The following is a 19,252-nucleotide window of genomic DNA, read 5'->3' as shown; positions in this document are numbered from 1 at the left end:
CTGTTTCCCCGGCGGCGCGGTGCCTGCCGGGGCTACACCTGAGGACTCATGCAATGCCTGATAGCCATCGCGTTTACAGCTACTCCGCCGTTCTGATGGGCTCGCCCATCCTCCTGAAACTCTTTTCCCATGACGAAGCGCTTGCCTCCCGCGTGTTTCGCCTGATCAAACAGTACGAAGATCTGCTCACCGTTAACCGTGCGCACTCCCAGGTAATGGACATCAACCATGCGGCTGGTCAGCATCCGGTTGCCGTCAGTCGTCCGGTGTTTGAGCTGATCCGCTGCGCGAAAGCGGCAAGCCTGCTTAAAGACAGCGCCTTTAACCTGGCGATCGGCCCGCTGGTGAAATGCTGGAAAATTGGCTTTAAGGGGGACGCGGTACCGCCCGCGGACGAGATCGCCGCCTTGATGGGCATCACGGATCCTGCGGACGTGGTGCTGGATGAAGCCAATAGCAGCGTGTTTCTTACTCGCCAGGGAATGGAGATCGATCTGGGTGCTATTGCTAAAGGCTATATCGCCGACAGGGTGCGGGATCACCTGCATAAAGAGGGCGTTGAACTTGGGCTGATCAACCTTGGCGGCAACGTCCAGACGTTAGGTTCGCCGGAGGGCGGCTGGCGCGTCGGCCTGAAAAAACCGTTCGCCGGTGACGCGCTGATTGGCGCTATGACGGTAGAGAACCGGTCGGTGGTAACGTCAGGCACCTATGAGCGCTATTTCGAGCAGAACGGCAAACGTTATCACCACATACTTGACCCGCGCACCGGCTACCCGCTGGATAACGAACTGGACAGCGTGACGATTATTTCGCCAGACTCTCTCGACGGCGATATCTGGACCACGCTGATCTACGGCATGGGTGTGGAAAAGGGCTGCGCCGCGCTGCGTTCGCGCCCCGATATTGAAGCCATTTTTGTCACCAAAACAAAAGAAGTGGTGATCTCCTCGATGCACCACTTCCGTTTTACCCTTCTGGACGACAGCTACCGAATTACTGGCAGTACTGTTTGAGCAGTCCGACCTGTTCCGGCTGCAAACGGTAGCGATATACCGGTCGGCCGGTAGCGCCGTAATGAATGCTGGTGAACAGGATATTAATTTGCGCCAGCCAGATCAGGTATTTGCGGCAGGAGACGCGGGAAATGTTGACCGCATTCGCCAGATCGTCGGTGGAAAATTCTATCTCCGGATGGCTGTCGATCCACTGGCAAATGGTGCGCAGCGTCTGCGGCGTTAGGCCTTTCGGTAATTTTTTGCTGTCAGCCAGCTCCGGCGCGCCGCCGTGGATCAGCCTGTCGACGTCGGCCTGTTCATAATACTGATGCGATCCCATCAGGTTGCGCTTTGCCTTCCAGCCGTTCAGCGCCTCTTCAAAACGCGGGAACTGGAACGGTTTAATCAGGTAATCCACCACGCCATAGTGCATGGACGTCTGGATTGTTGCGGCGTCGGAGGCCGACGAGATCATGATGACGTCAATCGGGCGGCCCGACGCGCGAATGATGGGCAGCAGATCCAGCCCGTTATCCTGCTGCATATAGACATCCAGCAGCACCAGATCGATCGGCTGGCCTGGGTTGGCGATCAACGCCTCGGCCTGGTTGAGCGTGGAAGCGACGCCGCAGCAGCTAAAACCCTCAACGCGGTTAACATACAGACGGTTGAGGTCGGCTACCATGGCGTCATCATCGACAATTAACACATTTATCACGCGATATTCCTCTCGCTATCCCAGGGGATCTGAACAAAAAATTGGGTAAATACGCCAGGTTCAGACTCGACGGTAATATCTCCGCCCAGATTCTGGATCTGCTGACGCGCAAGGAACAGCCCAACGCCGCGGTTTTCACCTTTTGTTGAGTAGCCCTTTGTAAAAATAGCCTCCAGCCGCTCGGGATCAATACCGGGACCGTCATCGCTGACCTCACCGCTCAGCCAGCCGTTCTGATAATGCAGCAGCAGGCCGATCTCGCCTTCCGGCTGGCCTTCCATCGCATCCAGGGCATTTTCGATTAAATTGCCCAGCACGGTGATCAGCACCGCAACCTGCTCTTCATTGGCGGTGTCAGGAAGCTGACTCTCCTCCGCCAGCGTCAGGGTCACTCCAGCCTCTTTGGCGCGGTTAATTTTACCCAGCAGGAAACCCGCAATGACCGGCGATTTAACTTTGCGCTGTATCGCGCCGATATCCGTCTGATAATTCTGCGCGGTCTGGATGATGTACTCCTCCAGCTTATCGTAGCGCTTCATGTGCAGCAGGCCGAGGATCACGTGCAGCTTGTTCATAAACTCATGCGTATGGGAGCGCAGGGCATCAACATAGTTGACCATGCCATCGATACGCTGCATTAACTGGCTGATTTCGGTCTTATCGCGGAAGGTGCTGATTGCCCCGATCACCTGATTCTGGCTTTTCACGGGGACCATGTTGCACAGCAGTAGCCGTCCGTTACAGCCGATCTCCTGATCCTGGCGAGCAATGCCGGTTTTCGCCACTTCCCGCAGGCTGGCCAGCAGTGGTTCGCCGCTGCTCTCGGAGTGCTCACCCGAGCTCAGGAGCAAAATCTCTCTGGCGGTGTGGTTAATCATCGTCACGCGCCCGTGCATATCCACGGCCATCACGCCTTCGCGCAGGGACTGCAACATGGCCTGGCGCTGCTCAAAGAGGGCTGAGATCTCGTAAGGCTCCAGCCCAAAGAGGATACGCTTCAGCACCCGGACCAGACCCCAGATCGCCACTGAGCTCATCAGAACGCTGAATAAGATGGTCCACACGGCGTTGAGCCGCCCGCGGGCAATCTGATCTTCAACTTTATTCAGCGAAATACCCACCACCACCACGCCGATCTGTTCGTGCTGGTCGTCATACACGGGCGTAAAGACGCGCAGCGCTTCCGCGAGCGCACCGCGGTTAACGGAGACGTTCTCTTTCCCTTCCAGGGCGGGCGTCAGATCGTCGCCAATAAAATGCAAACCTAACAGCGCTTCGTTTGGATGGGAATAACGGATCCCACGCAGGTCGGTGACCACGGTAAACAGCAGGTCGTTGCGCTTCGTCACCGCCTCGGCAATCGGCTGGATGATGCCAGCCTGCGGCGATTCCATTAGGCCACGCTTGATCTCCGGGCTGTCGGCCAGCGTCCGGGCGATACCCAGCGCGGTATCTTTCACGTCATCGCGCGTGGCGCGGGTGATCTGCACAGAGTAGAGCGCGAAGACCACCAGCAGCACCGAGCCGATAATCGCGCACACCATCAGCGTAACCAGCGTATTCAGCTTCATAGGGCGCTTGCGCGTCGGGGGGAAAGGCTGCAAATCGCTCATTAACACTCCGCGATGAAAAAGAAAGGGCTAATTATCGCTGATGACGGGCGTTTCATAAAGCCATGTAAAGAGAGGCGTTTCGTGAGCCTCCTCTCAGGTGACCTATATAAAACACTTTATAGTGTGTGGGTACTCATAATAAGGAGGCAGTTTATGAGCATTATGCTTACCGGTACGGCCAGGGAAAGACGGCACGCCAGCACGATGAACATCGACAGATTATCGACGCTGGATATGCTTAACGTCATACACCAGGATGACGCACAAATCACTTCTGCACTTACCCCTCACTTAAGTATGCTGGCTCGCGTGGTGGATAACGCGGCGGCGACGCTTAGCCACGGCGGACGTCTGGTGCTGACCGGCGCGGGCGCGTCCGGACGCATGGCTGAGCAGGCGGCAGAAGCGTTTGCGCCGGGCAAACACCCCGTCATTGCGATGACAGCAGGCGATAACGCCGGAAGCTACGCGAGCGGCGTTGCCGACCTTCAGACGATAGAATTTGGCGAGCATGACATGATGCTGGCGCTGTCCGTCAGCGGCAAAACCCCATGGGTATGGGGCGCGATGCGTCATGCGTGGTCTCTGGGCTCAACGGTTGCGCTCATTACGGAGGATGCGCAAAGTGAAGCGGCGCAGCTGGCGAGTATGGTCATTGCTCCCGATCTGGGCGCGGATGTGGTGGCCGGGTATACCAACGCTAAAGCAGGCATTGCGCAAAGCATGATCCTGCATATGATCACCACCGGTCTGGCGGTACGGACAGGACGGGTGTACAGCAACCTGCGCGTTGATCTGGAGGCAAGCAACACCAGATGGGCCGAACGACAAATTGCCATTGTGATGGAAGCGGGGGGATGTAGCCGGGCGCAGGCGAAGGCCGCGCTGGAAAGCTGTAACCACCAGTGCAAAACGGCGGTACTGATGGTGCTGACGGGTCTGAATGCCTGGAAAGCGCATGAATTGCTGGCGCAGAATAACGGGTTTGTTCGCCTGGCCTTGCAGGAAGCGCCATAACATTTCAGCGTCAAATAAAAAAGCCCGCGTTGCGGGCTTTGCTATTTATGGGGATCAGAACTGGTAGATCATACCGATGCCAACGATGTCATCGGTAGCAATACCGTTGTCATTGTAGAAGGCATCATCTTCGTCCAGCAGGTTGATTTTATAATCAACGTAGGTGGAGAAGTTCTTGTTGAAGCTGTAGGTCATGCCCACGTCGATATAGTTAACCAGATCCTGGTCTACATAGTCATAACCATTGCCTGGATGATAATCGTTACCACCCAAATCGATGCCTTTAGAATAGACCCACGCCAGGGATGGACGCAGACCGAAGTCAAACTGGTACTGTGCTACGGCTTCAAAGTTCTGGGTTTTGTTGGCGATGCCACCGTTGCCGTACGGAGTCATGTTACGGGTTTCCGCATACATCATGGCCAGGTAGACATCATTAGCATCGTATTTAGCGCCGATTGTCCACGCTTCCGCACGTTCACCGCCAGCATATTTGCTGAAGCGGTTATAGGTGCCAGCGCCGTAAGCGACCTGGTCGTTAGTACGGTCAGAGGAAGAATAAGCCGCACCCAGCGTCAGGCCGAAATCGAAGTCATAGGTGGTAGACATACCGAAGCCGTCGCCGTTCTGGAAACGAACATCATCATGACCGTTTTTGGTGCCTTCCTGATTTTCGTTTGCGTTAGCACCTTCGTTAGCACCCTGGTATTGCAGCGCAAAGTTCAGGCCGTCGACCAGACCGAAGAAGTCATTATTACGGTAGGTCGCCACACCGTTAGTACGGCCAACCATATAGTTGTCGGTCCAGGTATAGGAGTCGCCACCAAATACCGGCAGCATATCTGTCCAGGCTTCAACGTCATACACGACGCCGTAATTACGGCCATAATCGAATGAGCCATATTCGCCGTATTTCAGGCCAGCAAAGGCCAGACGGTTAAAAGAGGTGTCGCCTGCGCCTTCGGTATCGTTAGCGTAGGTTTTATATTCCCACTGGCCGTAACCTGTCAGGTCGTTCGTGATCTGCGTTTCGCCTTTGAAACCCACCTGTACATAGGTTTCATCGCCGTCGTCGCCTGGGTTGTCGGAGAAGGTATGACGCGCATCAACCTTACCGTACAGGTCAACTTTGTTGCCGTTTTTGTTATACATTTCCGCTGCATTTGCTGCGCCAGCCATTAATAACGCGGGTACGAGAATTGCCAGAACTTTTCTTTTCATTATATATTCCCTTTAAATATAAATTGTCTGAATATATGTAATTACCCTCCGTAACTACATGGCTGATACTATTCTATGGATTATTATTTAGGTTCAAAAATAAATGTAATTAAACTGGTAAAAATATTACAAAATATTTCTTTTTATCTCTTTATTTTTCATGTGAATTAATTAATTGAAAATATAGCGGGTAATTATTATTAAGTATTTCGTAATTCTATTTATTAAAGATTTTGATTCGGATGTATTATAATTCACTCTCTTTTGAGCAACAGGATGGGATGATGGAACTTGCGCAGTGGCAGCACCGTTATGAGCGCTGGCTCGACGAAAATCATTTTACTGATGATGCGGCGCACGATATCGCCCATTTTCGCCGCGTCTGGATGACGGCGCAGGGTATTATGGCTGACGAGGATAGCGATCCGCTGGTTGTGTTGACCGCATGCTACTTCCATGACATTGTCAGCCTGCCGAAAAATCACCCGGAACGTAGCCACTCCTCGCGGCTGGCAGCGCGAAAAACGCGCGAGATCCTCAGTCGCGACTTTCCTGATTTTCCGCCGGATCGTTATGCAGCCGTTGAGCATGCTATTGAAGCGCACAGCTTCAGTGCCGGTATCGCGCCGCAAAGCCTGGAGGCCAAAATTGTGCAGGATGCCGACCGGCTGGAGGCGTTAGGCGCTATCGGCCTGGCGCGCGTCTTTGCCGTCTCCGGTGCGCTGGGCGCCGCGCTGTTTGATGCCGACGACCCGTTCGCCGGAACACGAGCGCTGGATGATAAAGCCTTCGCGCTCGACCACTTTCAGACCAAACTCCTGCGTCTGCCGGACACTATGCAAACCGCGCGGGGGCGCAAACTTGCGCGTCACAATGCCGATTTTCTGATCCAGTTTATGGCGAAGCTGAGTGCCGAATTACAGGGCGATTACCTCGGAACCGACAGCCAGATATTGACCCATTTCCGTCGCAGTGTGCGATCCTGAACTGTGGTACTCTGTTTTCTGTCTTTATTGTCCGGTTAAGAGAATGCAGGAAAATCGATCAGTGACTGTGCCCGCGCCTGAGCGGGTTGAGAAATCAACGGCAGCCGTGCAGGCACTCCTGCGTCAGCTGCTGGAAATGTATGATGCTAAAACGCTGGCAAACCAGCTGGTGGCCCATGGCGAGAGTCACTGGAGCCCGGCGATACTCAAGCGGTTGCTGATAAGCGACAGGGCAGGGCACCGCCTGAGCGACGGCGAGTTCCTTTATCTGCGCAACCTGCTGCCGCGTCCACCTGCTGCGCATCCGAATTATGCCTTTCGATTTATCGATCTCTTTGCCGGTATCGGCGGCATTCGCCATGGCTTTGAAGCTATTGGCGGGCAGTGTGTGTTCACCAGTGAATGGAATAAACATGCCGTCCGTACCTATAAAGCCAACTGGTATTGCGACCCCGACGCGCACCAGTTCAACGCGGATATTCGTGATGTCACGCTGAGCCACAAAACTGGCGTCAGCGATGAAGAGGCCGCCGAACACATTCGCAATACCATTCCGGCGCACGATGTGCTGCTGGCAGGCTTTCCGTGTCAGCCGTTCTCGCTGGCTGGCGTGTCGAAAAAGAACGCGCTGGGACGCGCACACGGCTTTGCCTGTGATACGCAGGGCACACTGTTTTTTGACGTTGCCCGGATTATTGATGCCCGCCGCCCGGCAATTTTTGTTCTGGAGAACGTCAAGAATTTAAAGAGTCATGACGGCGGCAAAACCTTCCGCATTATCATGCAAACGCTGGATGAACTGGGTTACGACGTGGCGGATGCAGAGGATATGGGGCCGGACGATCCGAAAATTATCGACGGCAAACACTTCCTGCCACAGCACCGCGAACGTATTGTGCTGGTGGGCTTCCGCCGCGATCTCAACCTGAAAGGCGATTTTACGCTGCGTGATTTGCCTTCGCTGTATCCGGCGCGCCGCCCGACGGTGGCCGATCTGCTGGAGCCGGCCGTCGATGCGAAATTCATTCTGACCCCGGTGCTGTGGAAATACCTCTATCGCTATGCCAAAAAGCATCAGGCCAAAGGCAATGGCTTTGGGTTTGGCATGGTCAATCCGCTTAATCCTGACAGCGTGACGCGTACGCTGTCGGCGCGCTATTACAAAGATGGCGCGGAAATTCTTATCGATCGGGGCTGGGATAAGGCGCTGGGCGAAAAAGATTTCGACGATCCACAGAACCAACAGCACCGACCGCGGCGCTTAACGCCGCGCGAGTGCGCTCGCTTAATGGGCTTTGAGACGCCGCAGGGCTACAGTTTTCGCATCCCCGTGTCGGACACCCAGGCCTATCGTCAGTTTGGCAACTCGGTGGTAGTGCCCGCCTTTGCCGCCGTAGCTAAACTGCTGGCCTCACGTATCAGCAAGGCCGTTCAGCTTCGTCAGAGTGAGGCCGTCAATGGCGGACGTTCACAATAAGGCCACGCGCAGTAAAAACATGCGTGCCATCGGCACGCGTGATACCGCGATCGAAAAACGGATCGCGGGCCTCCTGACCGCCGTCGGGTTTGAATTCAGGGTTCAGGATGCCACGCTTGCCGGGCGTCCTGATTTCGTCATCGACGCGTACCAGTGCATCATCTTTACCCACGGCTGTTTCTGGCATCATCATGACTGCTATCTGTTTAAAGTCCCGGCGACACGCACCGACTTCTGGCTGGACAAAATTGGCAGGAACGTCGAGCGTGATAAACGCGATGTTTCGCAGCTTTACGCTCAGGGCTGGCGGGTGATGATTGTCTGGGAGTGCGCGCTGCGCGGAAGAATGAAGCTGAATGACGTGGAACTGACGGAGCGGCTGGAAGAGTGGATCTGCGGCGGCGGTCAGGCCGCGCAGATCGATACCCAGGGCATTCACCCGATCACGGTTTCTCCACCTCACACGTCGTAACAATCGGTTTCGCGGGCAGCAAATATTTACCCAGCGTGACCAGCACCACGGCAAAGACAATCACGCCCAGCGCCAGCCATTCAATCGTCGACAGCACTTCGCCCGCAAAACCGGTACCCAGCAGCACGGCCACCACCGGGTTAACGTAGGCGTAGCTGGTGGCAACCGCCGGTGAGACGTTGCGGATCAGGTACATATAGGCGTTAATGGCGATAATGGAGCCAAACAGCGCCAGATACCCGACGGCCAGGAAACCTGAAAGGTCTGGCATCGCCGTCAGTTTTTCACCCGTCAACGCGGAGGCCATCAGCAGCACAATGCCTGCCGCGAGCATCTCAATGGCACCCGCCATCATCCCGGAAGGCAGCTCGATGCGGGAACCGTAGACCGAGCCGAAGGCCCAGCTCATGGAGCCGATCATGATCAGAACGGCAGCCCAGGGGTTCCCGCTCAGGTTACCGCCGCTGTTCAGCAGGATGATACCCACAAGCCCAATCGCGATGCCCAGCCATTCGAGCTTACGGGTGCGGATCCCGAAGAGACGACTAAAGCAGAGCGTAAACAGCGGCACGGTCGCGACGACCACGGCGGCGATGCCTGACGGTACGTTCTGGTGCTCGGCGACGGTTACCGCGCCATTGCCCACCGCCAGCAGCAGCAGGCCAATCAGGGCGGCGTTAAGCAAGGGACGCAGCGGCGGTAGCCTGTGGCCGCGCAGCAATAAAAATGCCATCAGCAGCACGCCGGCCGTAAGGAAACGAATACCGGCCATCATCAGCGGGGGCCAGCTTTCCACGCCTATACGAATGACAAAATAGGTGGATCCCCAGATGATATAAAGAGAAAAGAGTGCTCCAATGAGCGGTAATAAATGCCGAAAACGCATAGTCCCTCACGACGAAATAAAAAGTTCGCTCATAGTTAACGCCAAAACTATCGGGCTGGCGAGTGCTTTAATTGTGTAGTTAATGTGAAATTTTTGTTGACGTGAGGTGCCTGTTTCCGGGCGGTGAGTTTTGTTCCATACTATTCACTTAATTAGCAAAAAAAGAAGGATAGAGATTTTGGCAGGAAGTAGCTTATTAACATTGCTGGATGATATCGCCACCTTGCTGGATGACATTTCGGTTATGGGAAAACTGGCGGCGAAAAAAACCGCCGGGGTACTGGGAGATGATTTGTCGTTGAACGCGCAGCAGGTCAGCGGCGTGCGGGCGAACCGTGAGTTGCCGGTGGTGTGGGGCGTAGCGAAAGGATCCTTTATTAACAAGGTGATCCTCGTTCCGCTGGCGTTGCTGATTAGCGCCTTTATACCCTGGGCCATTACGCCCCTGCTGATGATTGGCGGGGCGTTCCTGTGCTTCGAGGGTGCCGAAAAAGTGTTGCATATGTTCGCTGCACGCAAAGAGAAAGACACCCCGGAAATGCGCCAGCAGCGTCTGGAAGCGCTGGCCGCGCAGGATCCAAAAACGTTCGAGCGCGATAAGGTCAAAGGCGCGATCCGTACTGACTTCATCCTCTCGGCCGAAATTGTGGCGATTACGCTGGGGATCGTCTCAGAAGCCCCTCTGATGAACCAGGTGCTGATCCTGTCCGGCATTGCGATCCTCGTGACGATAGGGGTTTATGGTCTGGTCGGGCTGATCGTCAAGCTGGACGATATCGGATTCTGGCTGGAAAAAAAATCCAGCGCAATTGCGCGCGGCATCGGGAAAAGCCTGCTGGTGGTAGCGCCGTGGCTGATGAAAACCTTATCCGTGGTGGGAACCCTGGCAATGTTCCTGGTCGGCGGCGGAATTATCGTGCACGGTGTTGCTTCGCTGCATCACATGATTGAACATTTTGCGTCAGGCCAGGGAGCGGTAGTCGCTGCGATCCTGCCCACACTGCTTAACCTCGTGCTGGGCTTTATCGTCGGTCTGATTGTGGTAGCCGTTGTTAAGCTGGTTGAAAAAGTACGCGGGAAATCGCATTAATTATTGCTGACCCCGGGTGCAAAAAGACTATTCCTCGTCTAAATTGAAAACGTTTCACCCTGATACAGGAGGCAGGTATGGTCTTTTTGATCAGTGATGAAGTTAAGCCTAAAAATGGTGGTCCAGGCATGATCGTCACCGGGTATTCCAGCGGAATGGTGGAGTGTCGGTGGCATGATGGATACGGCATTAAGCGGGAGGCTTTTCGTGAAGACGAGCTTCAGCCTGCTAATAAAAGGCAAAAACGCGACAAGGCTTAATCACACAACGCCCGGCCTTGCCGGGCGTTTTTACTGGCAGAAGACTTATCATATCGGATGGTGAGCGACAATCAGGGAGTGTGTGTGCAGCACGATACCTTTGTTGTAAAACAATCTTTTTTGCAGTGGCTGCATAAGCGTAGCAATCCCAGTTTGATTGTTAACCTCTGTTTTATCGTTGTCCTGATTTTTTCCACTCTCCTGACCTGGCGCGAAGTTGTGGTACTGGAAGATGCTTATATCTCCAGCCAGCGTAACCATCTGGAAACGGTTGCCAGTGCGCTGGACAGACAGCTTCAGTTCAGCGTCGATAAAATGCTGTTTTTTCGCCACAGCATGCATGATGCGCTGGAAACGCCGCTGGCGTTTGGCGCGCTGCATGATGCGGTAAAGCGTTTTTCGCAGTTGCGCACGTCTCCCACCTGGCAAATTGCGGTTGATAAACGGCGCACATTACCGATCAACGGTGTTTCGGATGCCTTCGTTGAAAAGACCACTCTTCTGAACCGTGATGATGAGTACCTTGATAATGAATTGTCCGCGGCGCTTGAAGTGGGGTATTTACTGCGTCTGGCATCCAGCCCTTCCCGCAACGAAGAGCGCGTGATTTATGTCTCTCGCGCCGGATTCTTTCTGGAAACGGATACGCCGGGAAATTCCAGCGATATCGTGCAGCGCTATTATCATCTGGTCACTCAGCCCTGGTTTACCCAACAGTCCGAGCGTGAAAACCGTGCGCGTGCCGTGCGCTGGTTTATCTCGCCGCCTTCCTCTTTTGTGGGCAAAAAGCCGCTGATTACCGCCAGCGTGCCGGTTTATTACCATCACGTCTGGTATGGCGTGGTGGCGATGGATTTCACCTTTGCCACCCTGCGTCGCCTGCTGGTGGAAGCCGTGGGCGATAACCCGGAAGGGGAATACCAGCTGTATGACAGCCGGCTTACCCTGCTTGCGACATCTGAGTCACCTGCTGTGGACGTTAATCATTTTGACGCGCGCGAATTAGCCCAGTTAGCGCACGCGATAGAATCGGATTCCGAAGGCGGCATTCGTCTGGGGAGTCGTTTTGTCAGCTGGGAGCGTCTTGACCATTTTGATGGCGTCATCCTGCGCGTGCACACCCTGGATGAAGGGGTGCGCGGCGATTTCGGTAGCATCAGCATTGTGCTGGCATTGCTTTGGGCGCTGTTCACCGCGATGCTGCTCATCTCATGGCTGGTGATCCGGCGCATGGTTAGTAATATGTATTCGATGCAGAACTCGCTGCAATGGCAGGCCTGGCATGACCCTCTGACCCGGCTGAATAATCGTGGATCGCTGTTTGATCAGGCGAAAATACTGGCGAAGCAGTGTGAACAGCAGTCGCTTCCTTTCTCGGTCATTCAGATCGATCTTGACTGCTTCAAGAGTATCAATGATCGGTTCGGGCATCAGGCGGGTGATAAGGTGTTGTCCCATGCCGCGGGGCTGATTGCCAGCACCCTCCGTGATAAAGATATTGCCGGACGTGTCGGGGGGGAAGAGTTCTGTGTGGTGCTGCCCGGCATGACGCTTGAAGAGGCGGCGGAAGTCGCAGAGCAGATCCGCGAGCGTATCGACAGCAAAGAGATCCTGATTAAGAAAAGTACCACCCTGCGCGTGAGTGCGTCGTTTGGCGTCTCTGGTGCGCAGGAGAAGGGCAATTATCACTTCGAAAATCTGCAATCCACCGCCGATGCGCGTCTGTATGAGGCGAAACAGCGCGGGCGTAACCGGGTCATCTGGCAAGATCACCTCAAAAAGTAATCAAGTCCCTCGCACCAGCCGGTCGGCCCGGTGTGCTGAGTGTGATAAACCCGGGCTGGATCGTTGTTTATAAGGCTGATACCCTCCCGGTTGAAGCCTTTCACCACCACGGCGAAGCCTACGCTGTCCAGCAGCGGGGCATCATTGGGGCCGTCGCCCAGGCCCAGCGTCGTCGGTTCGTAGCCCTCGTGCAGGCGATACTGGTCCACAAGCCAGTGAACCGCCACGTCTTTGCCGCAGCAGGTGTCCAGAATATGCCAGAAGCGTGCACCCTGGACGATCTTCAGCCGCTGCCGGGCGAGTTCGGCGGCAAAGTATCTCATTTGTTCATCACTGTCACGCCAGATCAGCGTCACGGAAGCCTCGTGCTTGCGCGCAAGCACCGAACGGGGACGGCTCAGCCCGGTCCATTCGGCGACTACGTGCTCGTCCACATCATCGAAGGTGGTGAATTTCAGATGCATCTCCTGGCGTACCCGGGCAATACACTGCCGGATATCGTCATGCTTCTTTTCTGAGATGAACCGTGCGGCGTTTTCCCACCGTACGTCAGGCTGGATCACCGCGCCGTTTTCCGCAATGTAGGGCAGCCCGCCAAGCCCCAGTTCCTGCTGGATGTCATCCATCTCGGACGCGGTTTTGCTGCTGCACAGAATGACCGGTATCTGTTCATCCATTAACTTTTCCAGCCACGGGGCCGCAGGCTGCCAGTCAAGGGTGTGAAAATCCAACAGCGTGCCGTCGAGGTCGGTAAAGACAAGAAGAGTCTCCTCAAGCGAAGGCATAATGTCTCCCGGATGATGATTTTTCCTAAGAAAAATCTTAAAAAAAATAGGCATTGAAGCGCCGTTTAAGTGGAATCGATCCCGACAAACCCACACGCGGCGCAGGTTTATACTCATAACCAAAATTCACATGTATAAAATATAATATTCGCTAAGAGAATATATGCTTGTAAGACAATTCTGTTGGGGATAATGTCTTACTTGCATCAGATTTCCTGGTGTAACGAATTTACAAGTGCTTCTTGCATAAGCAAGTTTGATCCCGGTCATCCCCATGACCGGGATTTTTTTCGTCTTAGCGGTTCGTTTCCGAGACGCTAAAGTCATGGATATCCAGCTCGAATGCTTCAGCCAGTTCACGGTAGGTATGGTAATCCCGACCATTGACCACGACACGGTCTGAATTATCCTCCGCGCGATGAACTTCGGACTCACTAATTTCATTGATGGCGGCAAGCAGGGCATCGACATCCACTTCAACCTCACGCTTAATGGTGTCGCTGTACTCTTTGTCAGTCTTCATGGCGGGCTCCTCATTTAACCGTCTCAACAGCTAAGTATAGACCGCACACAAAAACGCCATTCGCGCCAGGCGGCGATGCCAGGCAATGTAATTTGTTCTACACTGGCTCAAAACCACAGGAGGAATGTATGAAGGTCAACGATCGGGTAACCGTCAAAACGGACGGTGGGCCGCGCCGCCCGGGCGTGGTTCTGGCAATAGAAGAGTTTAATGAAGGCACAATGTATCTGGTGTCGCTGGAAGATTACCCGCTCGGCATCTGGTTCTTCAACGAACTGGGGCACCCGGATGGGATCTTTGTGGAAACGGCGGAATAGGGCGGCGTCGGGGGCGTCTTCTCCCCGGCTCCGGCTGCTTAAAAGCAAAATCTCTGGCCAGGCCAGAGATCAAGGTAGGGTACAACATGGCCGTGCAAATTAGCGCATATTAACGAAAATCCCATTCGTCACATTATCTGTCAGGCGTACGACATGGTATATCACTTGCTTATTATGCGTTTTAATTTTCCTTTTAATATTTCCTTTGTGTGACGATACTGTTTTTGCCTTGATATTCATCTGGTCTGAGATCTGAATTGTCCCTTGTCCAGCCATCCACATTCTTAGCATACTTGATTCAGTTCTGCTTAATGATAGGGTGGGTAAGTTAATCGCCCCTACATTCTTAACTTCTTTATTCAAATAATCGCCCAGAATGTCATCAAGTGACTCTGGTTTAATCGATTTCGAGCTGATTAATAAGTTTTTACGCACCAACAAATACTCATCGAAATGAATATTGGCGATCGCCATAAAAACAATAAACAGGGTCTTAGGATGCTGATTAATGATCTGCTTAATGTGCTGACTGTTAGCGGGGTCGTGAATGAAACAGTCCTCATTAATAAACACCACGCCGGGCTTGTGGGCGTCACAAGCGGCTGCGAGTTCTTCAACGGTGTGTGCATCGTTGATGTCTCTCTTTCTAACCCCTCTGCTTGCTAAGTACCCGGTTAACCCTAGCCGGGTGTAGCTGCATAAATCCATAATGATCGTTGACATGGCATACCCTCACTCAATGCGTAACGATAATTCACCACCTGCCTGAGAGCTCATAAACAGCCATACGGGATGGAAAAAATCTAATAAAACCTGTGAGCATGACAAAGACTTTCAGGCGAACTCACTATCCCGTAAAGTTACGTATAATTTGCCAGGAATCATCTTAAAGTAAAGTAAATATTAAGTATTGTGAGGTGGTTAGAAACATTTAAACCGCGTCAGATATATCCTGGTAGATGTTTTTCGAGATTATTTTTAGGAATATCCTCAGAAAGACATTGCAAACACTGCGGGTTATTATTTGCGTGGTAGTTCGCTAACAATATCCGCTAACAGATTGAATATCTCACTGAATAAATGTTCGCAGAAGGGGGCGATAAGTGGCATCAATAATGACATTAATAAAAGGCCAACCGTCAACGTCACCGGAAAGCCGATGACGAATACCGACAGCTGCGGAGCCATTCGGTTGAGTAAACCTAATGCGAGGTTAACGGTGAGCAGCAGGGTAATGATCGGCAGCGCCAGCATCAGCCCGTTGAGGAAGATCAGCCCGGCAGCCCTCACCAGCGCCAGAAACGCGTTGCTGTTGACCGGGTTGTCGCCAATCGGCAGCGTGTGGAAGGTGTCCACCAGCATCGAGATGAGCCACAGGTGGCCGTTGAACGAGAGAAACAACAGCATCGCCAGCAGGTCGATAATACGTGCCAGCACGGGCATATTCAGGTGGCTGCCCGGGTCAACGAACGTCGCGAAAGACAGGCCCATTTGCAAACCGATAAGTTCACCCGCCGTTCGTACCGCGGCGAAGGCGAGCTGCATCGTGAACCCGACCGCCACGCCAATCATCACCTGTTGCAGGGCAATCCAGACGGCGTTCGGGGAAAAAATCGGAATATCCACCGCCGGCAGGGAAGGGGCAACGATAATCGTGATAACCATGCCCAGCCCAATTTTGACGCGTTTAGGCACCGACTTTTCACTGAGTATGGGGGCGGTGGAGATCAGCGCCATGATGCGCAGCATCGGCCAGAAATAGATCCCGAGCCACTGAACAAACTGATCGCTGGTGAAATGCAGCATCGTCCGTCAGCCGATGATGTAAGGCAGATTGGTGAACAGGTTGCGCATATAGTCCAGCAGCAAATTGAGCATCCATGGCCCGGCAACGATAATCGCCACGAAGACGGCAATGATCTTCGGGATGAACGACAGGGTCATTTCGTTAATCTGCGTGGCGGCCTGGAGAATACTGATAATCAGACCGGTGGCTAGCGCAACCAGCAGCAGGGGCGCGGCGACGGCAATCGCGACTTTCATCGCCTCCGTGCCCATCATCATGACCGACTCAGGCGTCATTGCGCGCTCCTCAACTGTAGAAACTCTGCGCCAGCGAGCTGACCAGCAGCTGCCAGCCGTCGACCAGCACGAACAGCATGATCTTAAAGGGCAGGGCAATGGTCGCGGGCGGAACCATCATCATCCCGAGCGCCATCAGGACGCTGGCGATCACCAGGTCAATAATCAGGAACGGAATGAAAATGGTGAAGCCAATCTGGAACGCGGTTTTCAGCTCGCTGGTGACATACGCTGGCAGCAGGATGCGCATCGGCACCGCTTCCGGTCCCTGTAACTCGCCCGTGTTAGCGAGACGGGCAAACAGGGCCAAATCCGCTTCGCGCGTCTGGCGAAGCATAAATTCACGTAATGGCTGAGCCCCCTTTTCCAGGGCAACCTGCATGGAAATTTTATCTTCGCTGAACGGCTGGTACGCCTCGGTGTAAATCTTGTCGATAACCGGCGACATAATGAAAAAGGTCAGGAACAGGGCTAAACCCAGCAGCACCTGATTGGGCGGTGCGGACGGTGTGCCGAGCGCGTTGCGCAGCAGACCAAACACAATGATGATGCGGGTGAAGCTGGTCATCATCAGCAGGATCGCCGGGATAAAGGTCAGCGAGGTGATGAACACCAGCGTCTGCACGGACAGGGACCAGCTTTGTCCCCCGTTCGCCAGCGGCGTGGAAACCAGCCCCGGCAGTTGCGCATACACAGAGGGCGCGAACAGGCCCAGGCCTGCCAGCGTAAGGAATAACAAACGGCGCATCAGGATCTCCCGGGACGCTTGAGCAAACTCTTCATAACGGACTGGAAATCCGCAGGGGCCTGGGCGTTAGCCTCCACCGTGGCAGGCGCAGGGGGCAGCGTGTGAAGAACGTTAATGCTGGAGGCGGTCACGCCCAGCACCAGTCGCGCATCTTCCACCTCCACAATGACCACGCGTTCGCGCGGTCCTAGCGGGGTGCTGGCGCTGACCTTCAACCCGCGGGTACCGGCCGTTTTCCCCGCCAGACCGAAACGCTTTGCCAGCCAGGCGGCGATAAGGATAAAGGCAATAATACCGAACAGCGCGCCGCTCACCTGGAGCAGCGGTGAGCCGGGTACGGCGGAGGGCGCGGACAGTGTTGCCTGGATTTTCATACTTAACGGCTCAGACGACGCATACGTTCGGAAGGGGTAATGATGTCGGTGATACGTACGCCGTATTTATCGGCCACCACCACCACTTCGCCTTGTGCAATCAGGTAGCCGTTGATCAGAATATCCAGCGGCTCACCCGCTAAACCGTCAAGCGCCACCACGGAACCCTGCGTCAGGCGCAGCAGCTCTTTAATGGTCATGCGGGTACGACCCAGCTCAACGGTCAGCTTGACCGGAATGTCCATAATCAGGTCGATGTCCTGCAACGTGCCGCTGACGTCGCCGCCGCCTAACTGCTGAAAGACCGCGTCTGCCGCGCTTTTCGTCGGCGTCGTTTTCTGCTCGTTTAACGCGTCAGCCCACAGATCGTCCAGTGCTCCGCTGTTTTCATCGGACGGATTGTTCATGTCACTCATTTGGGCTGTTCCTCATTCAGCGAATTCAAAATCGGGTTGATCAAGTGCTCAACGCGTAACGCATACTGGCCGTTAATCGTGCCGTACTGGCTTGTCAGCACGGGTACGCCATCCACATGGGCAATAATGCGGTCGGGTTTATCTATCGGCAAAACGTCGCCGGGTTGTAATTTCAGGATCTGCGATAACCGCATGGAGATGTCGGCAAAGTTGGCTACCAGCTCCAGCTGCGAGTGCTGCACCTGACGCACCAGGTTCTCACGCCAGTTCTGATCTTCGTGACGTGAGTTCTCCAGCGGCGGGTTCACCAGCAGTTCGCGCAGCGGTTCAATCATGCTGAACGGCAGGCAGATGTTGAACTCGCCCGTCAGGTTGCCGATCTCGACGTGGAACGGGGTATTCACGACGATGTCATTCGGGGAGGTGGTGATGTTGGTAAATTTCACCTGCATCTCGGAACGCACGTACTCCACTTCCAGCGGGTTAATCGCTTTCCACGCGTCGCTGTAGGATTCCAGCGCCAGCTTCAGCATGCGGTTAATCACGCGCTGTTCGGTATGGGTAAACTCGCGGCCTTCCACTTTGGTCGGGAAACGGCCATCGCCACCGAACAGGTTGTCCACTGCGATGAACACCAGGCTTGGCGAGAACACCACCAGGCCGGTACCGCGCAGCGGTTTCAGATGGATCAGGTTAAGGTTGGTTGGCACCGGCAGGTTGCGGGCAAACTCATGATACGGCTGAATGCGGATGGCACCGACGGTGATATCCGGGCTACGACGCAGCAGGTTAAACAGCCCCATACGGAACTGACGTGCGAAACGTTCGTTGATGATCTCCAGCGCCTGTAAACGCTCGCGCACCACGCGACGCTGGGTATTGGGATCGTAGGGACGAATATTATCGTCGCCGGTCAGACCCGGTTTCGGTTCGTCACTCTTATCGCTGTCGCCGTTGAGCAGCGCATCGATTTCTGCCTGAGAAAGAATACTGTCGCCCATGTCGTTACCGCAGAATGAAGGCTGTATACAGAACGTCAGTGACTTCCTGCTTAGGTTGGCCGTTTACCAGCGGGGTCGCCAGCGTCTGTTTGATGGCATCGACCAGCTTTTGCTTGCCCACATCGGTGGCGAGCGCGGAGGCATCCTGACGAGAAAACAGCAGCAGCAGACGGCTACGCACTTCTGGCAGGTAGTCGTTCAGACGTGCACGGGTCGCTTCATCTTTCAGACGCAGCGTAATACCCACGTAAAGCACGCGATCCGCATCGCCCAGGTTCACGGTGAACGTATCCAGCGGGTAGAAGACCGGCGCCGGTGGAGGCGGCGCTTCAGCTTTGGCGGCCGCGCTGGAGGGTTCCTGCTGCATACGCCAGTAACTGTAGCCTGCGGTGGCGCAGGCCGCGAGGGTAATCAACACCAGCAGCGGGATCCAGATGGAACGCTTGCTTTTTTTGGTGATAGCGGAGTCTGTCATCTGATACG

At 54.5% G+C, this 19,252-nt stretch carries 22 protein-coding genes and 1 pseudogene; 9 read left to right on the top strand and 14 right to left on the bottom strand.

Features of this window, described 5'->3' with window-relative positions; genetic code table 11:
• The first annotated feature begins 53 nt into the window (after window positions 1–53).
• The gene (locus tag BFV63_RS13950) at window positions 54–1,016 is read left to right on the top strand and encodes an FAD:protein FMN transferase (protein ID WP_032609600.1); all 963 of its coding nucleotides are present in this window, start codon (window positions 54–56) and stop codon (window positions 1,014–1,016) included.
• On the opposite strand, the gene dcuR is transcribed toward BFV63_RS13950, so the two are convergent.
• Together dcuR and BFV63_RS13940 are read right to left on the bottom strand one after the other, a co-directional pair.
• Window positions 997–1,716 (bottom strand): two-component system response regulator DcuR, encoded by a 720-nt coding sequence (gene dcuR, locus BFV63_RS13945; protein ID WP_032609598.1) that lies wholly within the window; start codon window positions 1,714–1,716, stop codon window positions 997–999. The two genes, BFV63_RS13950 and dcuR, sit on opposite strands and share 20 nt — an antisense overlap.
• Window positions 1,713–3,329, bottom strand: coding sequence for a sensor histidine kinase (locus tag BFV63_RS13940; protein WP_023324912.1), 1,617 nt, complete (start codon window positions 3,327–3,329; stop codon window positions 1,713–1,715). Before BFV63_RS13940 ends, dcuR begins: the two co-directional genes overlap by 4 nt.
• Before the next feature lie 153 nt (window positions 3,330–3,482).
• On the opposite strand from BFV63_RS13940, the gene BFV63_RS13935 reads away from it, so the two are divergent.
• Window positions 3,483–4,346 (top strand): N-acetylmuramic acid 6-phosphate etherase, encoded by an 864-nt coding sequence (locus BFV63_RS13935; protein WP_032659244.1) that lies wholly within the window; start codon window positions 3,483–3,485, stop codon window positions 4,344–4,346.
• Window positions 4,347–4,400: 54 nt separating this feature from the next.
• Here BFV63_RS13935 and ompC read toward each other — a convergent pair whose 3' ends face one another.
• Window positions 4,401–5,567 carry a porin OmpC gene (gene ompC / locus BFV63_RS13930; RefSeq protein WP_048240525.1) on the bottom strand — a complete coding sequence of 389 codons (1,167 nt, stop codon included), beginning with the start codon at window positions 5,565–5,567 and terminating at the stop codon, window positions 4,401–4,403.
• Between the two features lie 284 nt (window positions 5,568–5,851).
• On the opposite strand from ompC, the gene BFV63_RS13925 reads away from it, so the two are divergent.
• Genes BFV63_RS13925 through BFV63_RS13915 form a run of 3 tightly spaced genes read left to right on the top strand, consistent with a single transcriptional unit; the run spans window position 5,852 to window position 8,502 of the window.
• Entirely contained in the window at window positions 5,852–6,553 is a 702-nt protein-coding gene (locus BFV63_RS13925) for a phosphohydrolase (protein ID WP_023324909.1), read from the top strand.
• Window positions 6,554–6,596: 43 nt separating this feature from the next.
• On the top strand, window positions 6,597–8,030 hold the full coding sequence (locus tag BFV63_RS13920) for a DNA cytosine methyltransferase (protein WP_086531994.1): 1,434 nt from the start codon (window positions 6,597–6,599) through the stop codon (window positions 8,028–8,030).
• Window positions 8,011–8,502, top strand: coding sequence for a very short patch repair endonuclease (locus BFV63_RS13915; RefSeq protein ID WP_003859567.1), 492 nt, complete (start codon window positions 8,011–8,013; stop codon window positions 8,500–8,502). Before BFV63_RS13920 ends, BFV63_RS13915 begins: the two co-directional genes overlap by 20 nt.
• Here BFV63_RS13915 and yedA read toward each other — a convergent pair.
• Window positions 8,474–9,388 (bottom strand): drug/metabolite exporter YedA, encoded by a 915-nt coding sequence (gene yedA, locus BFV63_RS13910; protein WP_003859569.1) that lies wholly within the window; start codon window positions 9,386–9,388, stop codon window positions 8,474–8,476. The two genes, BFV63_RS13915 and yedA, sit on opposite strands and share 29 nt — an antisense overlap.
• 178 nt (window positions 9,389–9,566) lie before the next feature.
• Between yedA and BFV63_RS13905 the strand changes: the two genes are divergently transcribed.
• The 3 genes from BFV63_RS13905 to dgcQ all read left to right on the top strand — a co-directional run bounded on the left by BFV63_RS13905 (window position 9,567) and on the right by dgcQ (window position 12,523).
• Window positions 9,567–10,478 (top strand): DUF808 domain-containing protein, encoded by a 912-nt coding sequence (locus BFV63_RS13905; protein WP_003859571.1) that lies wholly within the window; start codon window positions 9,567–9,569, stop codon window positions 10,476–10,478.
• Window positions 10,479–10,555: 77 nt separating this feature from the next.
• Window positions 10,556–10,738, top strand: a complete 183-nt coding sequence (locus tag BFV63_RS13900) for a YodC family protein (protein WP_003859574.1) — start codon at window positions 10,556–10,558, stop codon at window positions 10,736–10,738.
• 84 nt (window positions 10,739–10,822) lie between these two features.
• Entirely contained in the window at window positions 10,823–12,523 is a 1,701-nt protein-coding gene (gene dgcQ, locus BFV63_RS13895) for a cellulose biosynthesis regulator diguanylate cyclase DgcQ (protein WP_048240527.1), read from the top strand.
• Here the strand turns inward: dgcQ and BFV63_RS13890 are convergent.
• Together BFV63_RS13890 and yodD are read right to left on the bottom strand one after the other, a co-directional pair.
• Entirely contained in the window at window positions 12,508–13,308 is an 801-nt protein-coding gene (locus BFV63_RS13890) for a mannosyl-3-phosphoglycerate phosphatase-related protein (protein ID WP_003859579.1), read from the bottom strand. The two genes, dgcQ and BFV63_RS13890, sit on opposite strands and share 16 nt — an antisense overlap.
• A 295-nt stretch (window positions 13,309–13,603) precedes the next feature.
• Window positions 13,604–13,831: a YodD family peroxide/acid resistance protein gene (yodD, locus tag BFV63_RS13885; protein WP_017383339.1), complete on the bottom strand. Its 228-nt coding sequence runs from the start codon at window positions 13,829–13,831 to the stop codon at window positions 13,604–13,606.
• A 128-nt stretch (window positions 13,832–13,959) separates the two neighbouring features.
• Here yodD and dsrB point away from each other — a divergent pair, with 128 nt between their 5' ends.
• Window positions 13,960–14,148, top strand: a complete 189-nt coding sequence (gene dsrB / locus BFV63_RS13880) for a protein DsrB (protein ID WP_003859583.1) — start codon at window positions 13,960–13,962, stop codon at window positions 14,146–14,148.
• 99 nt (window positions 14,149–14,247) lie between these two features.
• Here dsrB and rcsA read toward each other — a convergent pair whose 3' ends face one another.
• From rcsA to fliL, 8 genes and pseudogenes are all read right to left on the bottom strand, one after another.
• A complete protein-coding gene (gene rcsA, locus BFV63_RS13875) occupies window positions 14,248–14,871 on the bottom strand; it encodes a transcriptional regulator RcsA (protein WP_003859584.1) in 624 nt (207 codons plus the stop codon).
• 290 nt (window positions 14,872–15,161) lie between these two features.
• A pseudogene (gene fliR, locus BFV63_RS13870) lies at window positions 15,162–15,954 on the bottom strand (flagellar biosynthetic protein FliR); the annotation flags it as partial.
• 6 nt (window positions 15,955–15,960) lie between these two features.
• Complete coding sequence (gene fliQ / locus BFV63_RS13865; protein ID WP_048240532.1) at window positions 15,961–16,230, bottom strand: flagellar biosynthesis protein FliQ; 270 nt, start codon at window positions 16,228–16,230, stop codon at window positions 15,961–15,963.
• Window positions 16,231–16,240: 10 nt separating this feature from the next.
• On the bottom strand, window positions 16,241–16,978 hold the full coding sequence (gene fliP / locus BFV63_RS13860) for a flagellar type III secretion system pore protein FliP (RefSeq protein WP_003859589.1): 738 nt from the start codon (window positions 16,976–16,978) through the stop codon (window positions 16,241–16,243).
• The gene (gene fliO, locus BFV63_RS13855) at window positions 16,978–17,352 is read right to left on the bottom strand and encodes a flagellar biosynthetic protein FliO (RefSeq protein WP_048240533.1); all 375 of its coding nucleotides are present in this window, start codon (window positions 17,350–17,352) and stop codon (window positions 16,978–16,980) included. The genes fliP and fliO overlap by 1 nt, the downstream gene beginning before the upstream one ends.
• 2 nt (window positions 17,353–17,354) lie before the next feature.
• Complete coding sequence (gene fliN, locus BFV63_RS13850; protein ID WP_003859592.1) at window positions 17,355–17,768, bottom strand: flagellar motor switch protein FliN; 414 nt, start codon at window positions 17,766–17,768, stop codon at window positions 17,355–17,357.
• Complete coding sequence (gene fliM, locus BFV63_RS13845) at window positions 17,765–18,769, bottom strand: flagellar motor switch protein FliM (RefSeq protein WP_003859594.1); 1,005 nt, start codon at window positions 18,767–18,769, stop codon at window positions 17,765–17,767. The genes fliN and fliM overlap by 4 nt, the downstream gene beginning before the upstream one ends.
• A 4-nt stretch (window positions 18,770–18,773) precedes the next feature.
• On the bottom strand, window positions 18,774–19,244 hold the full coding sequence (fliL, locus tag BFV63_RS13840) for a flagellar basal body-associated protein FliL (protein ID WP_003859598.1): 471 nt from the start codon (window positions 19,242–19,244) through the stop codon (window positions 18,774–18,776).
• Window positions 19,245–19,252: the final 8 nt, after the last annotated feature.

Source organism: Enterobacter hormaechei subsp. xiangfangensis (genome assembly GCF_001729785.1).
Classification (GTDB): Bacteria; Pseudomonadota; Gammaproteobacteria; order Enterobacterales; family Enterobacteriaceae; genus Enterobacter; species Enterobacter hormaechei_C.
This window is presented reverse-complemented; position numbering and strand designations above follow the sequence as displayed.

What these genes read in the sequence shown, in the direction of transcription:
- BFV63_RS13920 (WP_086531994.1), top strand. Translation starts at nt 6,597, where the DNA reads ATGCAGGAAAATCGATCAGTGACTGTGCCCGCGCCTGAGCGGGTTGAG.
- yedA (WP_003859569.1), bottom strand. Translation starts at nt 9,388, where the DNA reads ATGCGTTTTCGGCATTTATTACCGCTCATTGGAGCACTCTTTTCTCTT.
- fliQ (WP_048240532.1), bottom strand. Translation starts at nt 16,230, where the DNA reads ATGACGCCTGAGTCGGTCATGATGATGGGCACGGAGGCGATGAAAGTC.
- ompC (WP_048240525.1), bottom strand. Translation starts at nt 5,567, where the DNA reads ATGAAAAGAAAAGTTCTGGCAATTCTCGTACCCGCGTTATTAATGGCT.
- dsrB (WP_003859583.1), top strand. Translation starts at nt 13,960, where the DNA reads ATGAAGGTCAACGATCGGGTAACCGTCAAAACGGACGGTGGGCCGCGC.
- fliN (WP_003859592.1), bottom strand. Translation starts at nt 17,768, where the DNA reads ATGAGTGACATGAACAATCCGTCCGATGAAAACAGCGGAGCACTGGAC.
- fliM (WP_003859594.1), bottom strand. Translation starts at nt 18,769, where the DNA reads ATGGGCGACAGTATTCTTTCTCAGGCAGAAATCGATGCGCTGCTCAAC.
- BFV63_RS13950 (WP_032609600.1), top strand. Translation starts at nt 54, where the DNA reads ATGCCTGATAGCCATCGCGTTTACAGCTACTCCGCCGTTCTGATGGGC.
- yodD (WP_017383339.1), bottom strand. Translation starts at nt 13,831, where the DNA reads ATGAAGACTGACAAAGAGTACAGCGACACCATTAAGCGTGAGGTTGAA.
- rcsA (WP_003859584.1), bottom strand. Translation starts at nt 14,871, where the DNA reads ATGTCAACGATCATTATGGATTTATGCAGCTACACCCGGCTAGGGTTA.
- fliP (WP_003859589.1), bottom strand. Translation starts at nt 16,978, where the DNA reads ATGCGCCGTTTGTTATTCCTTACGCTGGCAGGCCTGGGCCTGTTCGCG.
- BFV63_RS13935 (WP_032659244.1), top strand. Translation starts at nt 3,483, where the DNA reads ATGAGCATTATGCTTACCGGTACGGCCAGGGAAAGACGGCACGCCAGC.
- BFV63_RS13900 (WP_003859574.1), top strand. Translation starts at nt 10,556, where the DNA reads ATGGTCTTTTTGATCAGTGATGAAGTTAAGCCTAAAAATGGTGGTCCA.
- fliO (WP_048240533.1), bottom strand. Translation starts at nt 17,352, where the DNA reads ATGAAAATCCAGGCAACACTGTCCGCGCCCTCCGCCGTACCCGGCTCA.
- BFV63_RS13940 (WP_023324912.1), bottom strand. Translation starts at nt 3,329, where the DNA reads ATGAGCGATTTGCAGCCTTTCCCCCCGACGCGCAAGCGCCCTATGAAG.
- BFV63_RS13890 (WP_003859579.1), bottom strand. Translation starts at nt 13,308, where the DNA reads ATGCCTTCGCTTGAGGAGACTCTTCTTGTCTTTACCGACCTCGACGGC.
- BFV63_RS13925 (WP_023324909.1), top strand. Translation starts at nt 5,852, where the DNA reads ATGGAACTTGCGCAGTGGCAGCACCGTTATGAGCGCTGGCTCGACGAA.
- BFV63_RS13915 (WP_003859567.1), top strand. Translation starts at nt 8,011, where the DNA reads ATGGCGGACGTTCACAATAAGGCCACGCGCAGTAAAAACATGCGTGCC.
- fliL (WP_003859598.1), bottom strand. Translation starts at nt 19,244, where the DNA reads ATGACAGACTCCGCTATCACCAAAAAAAGCAAGCGTTCCATCTGGATC.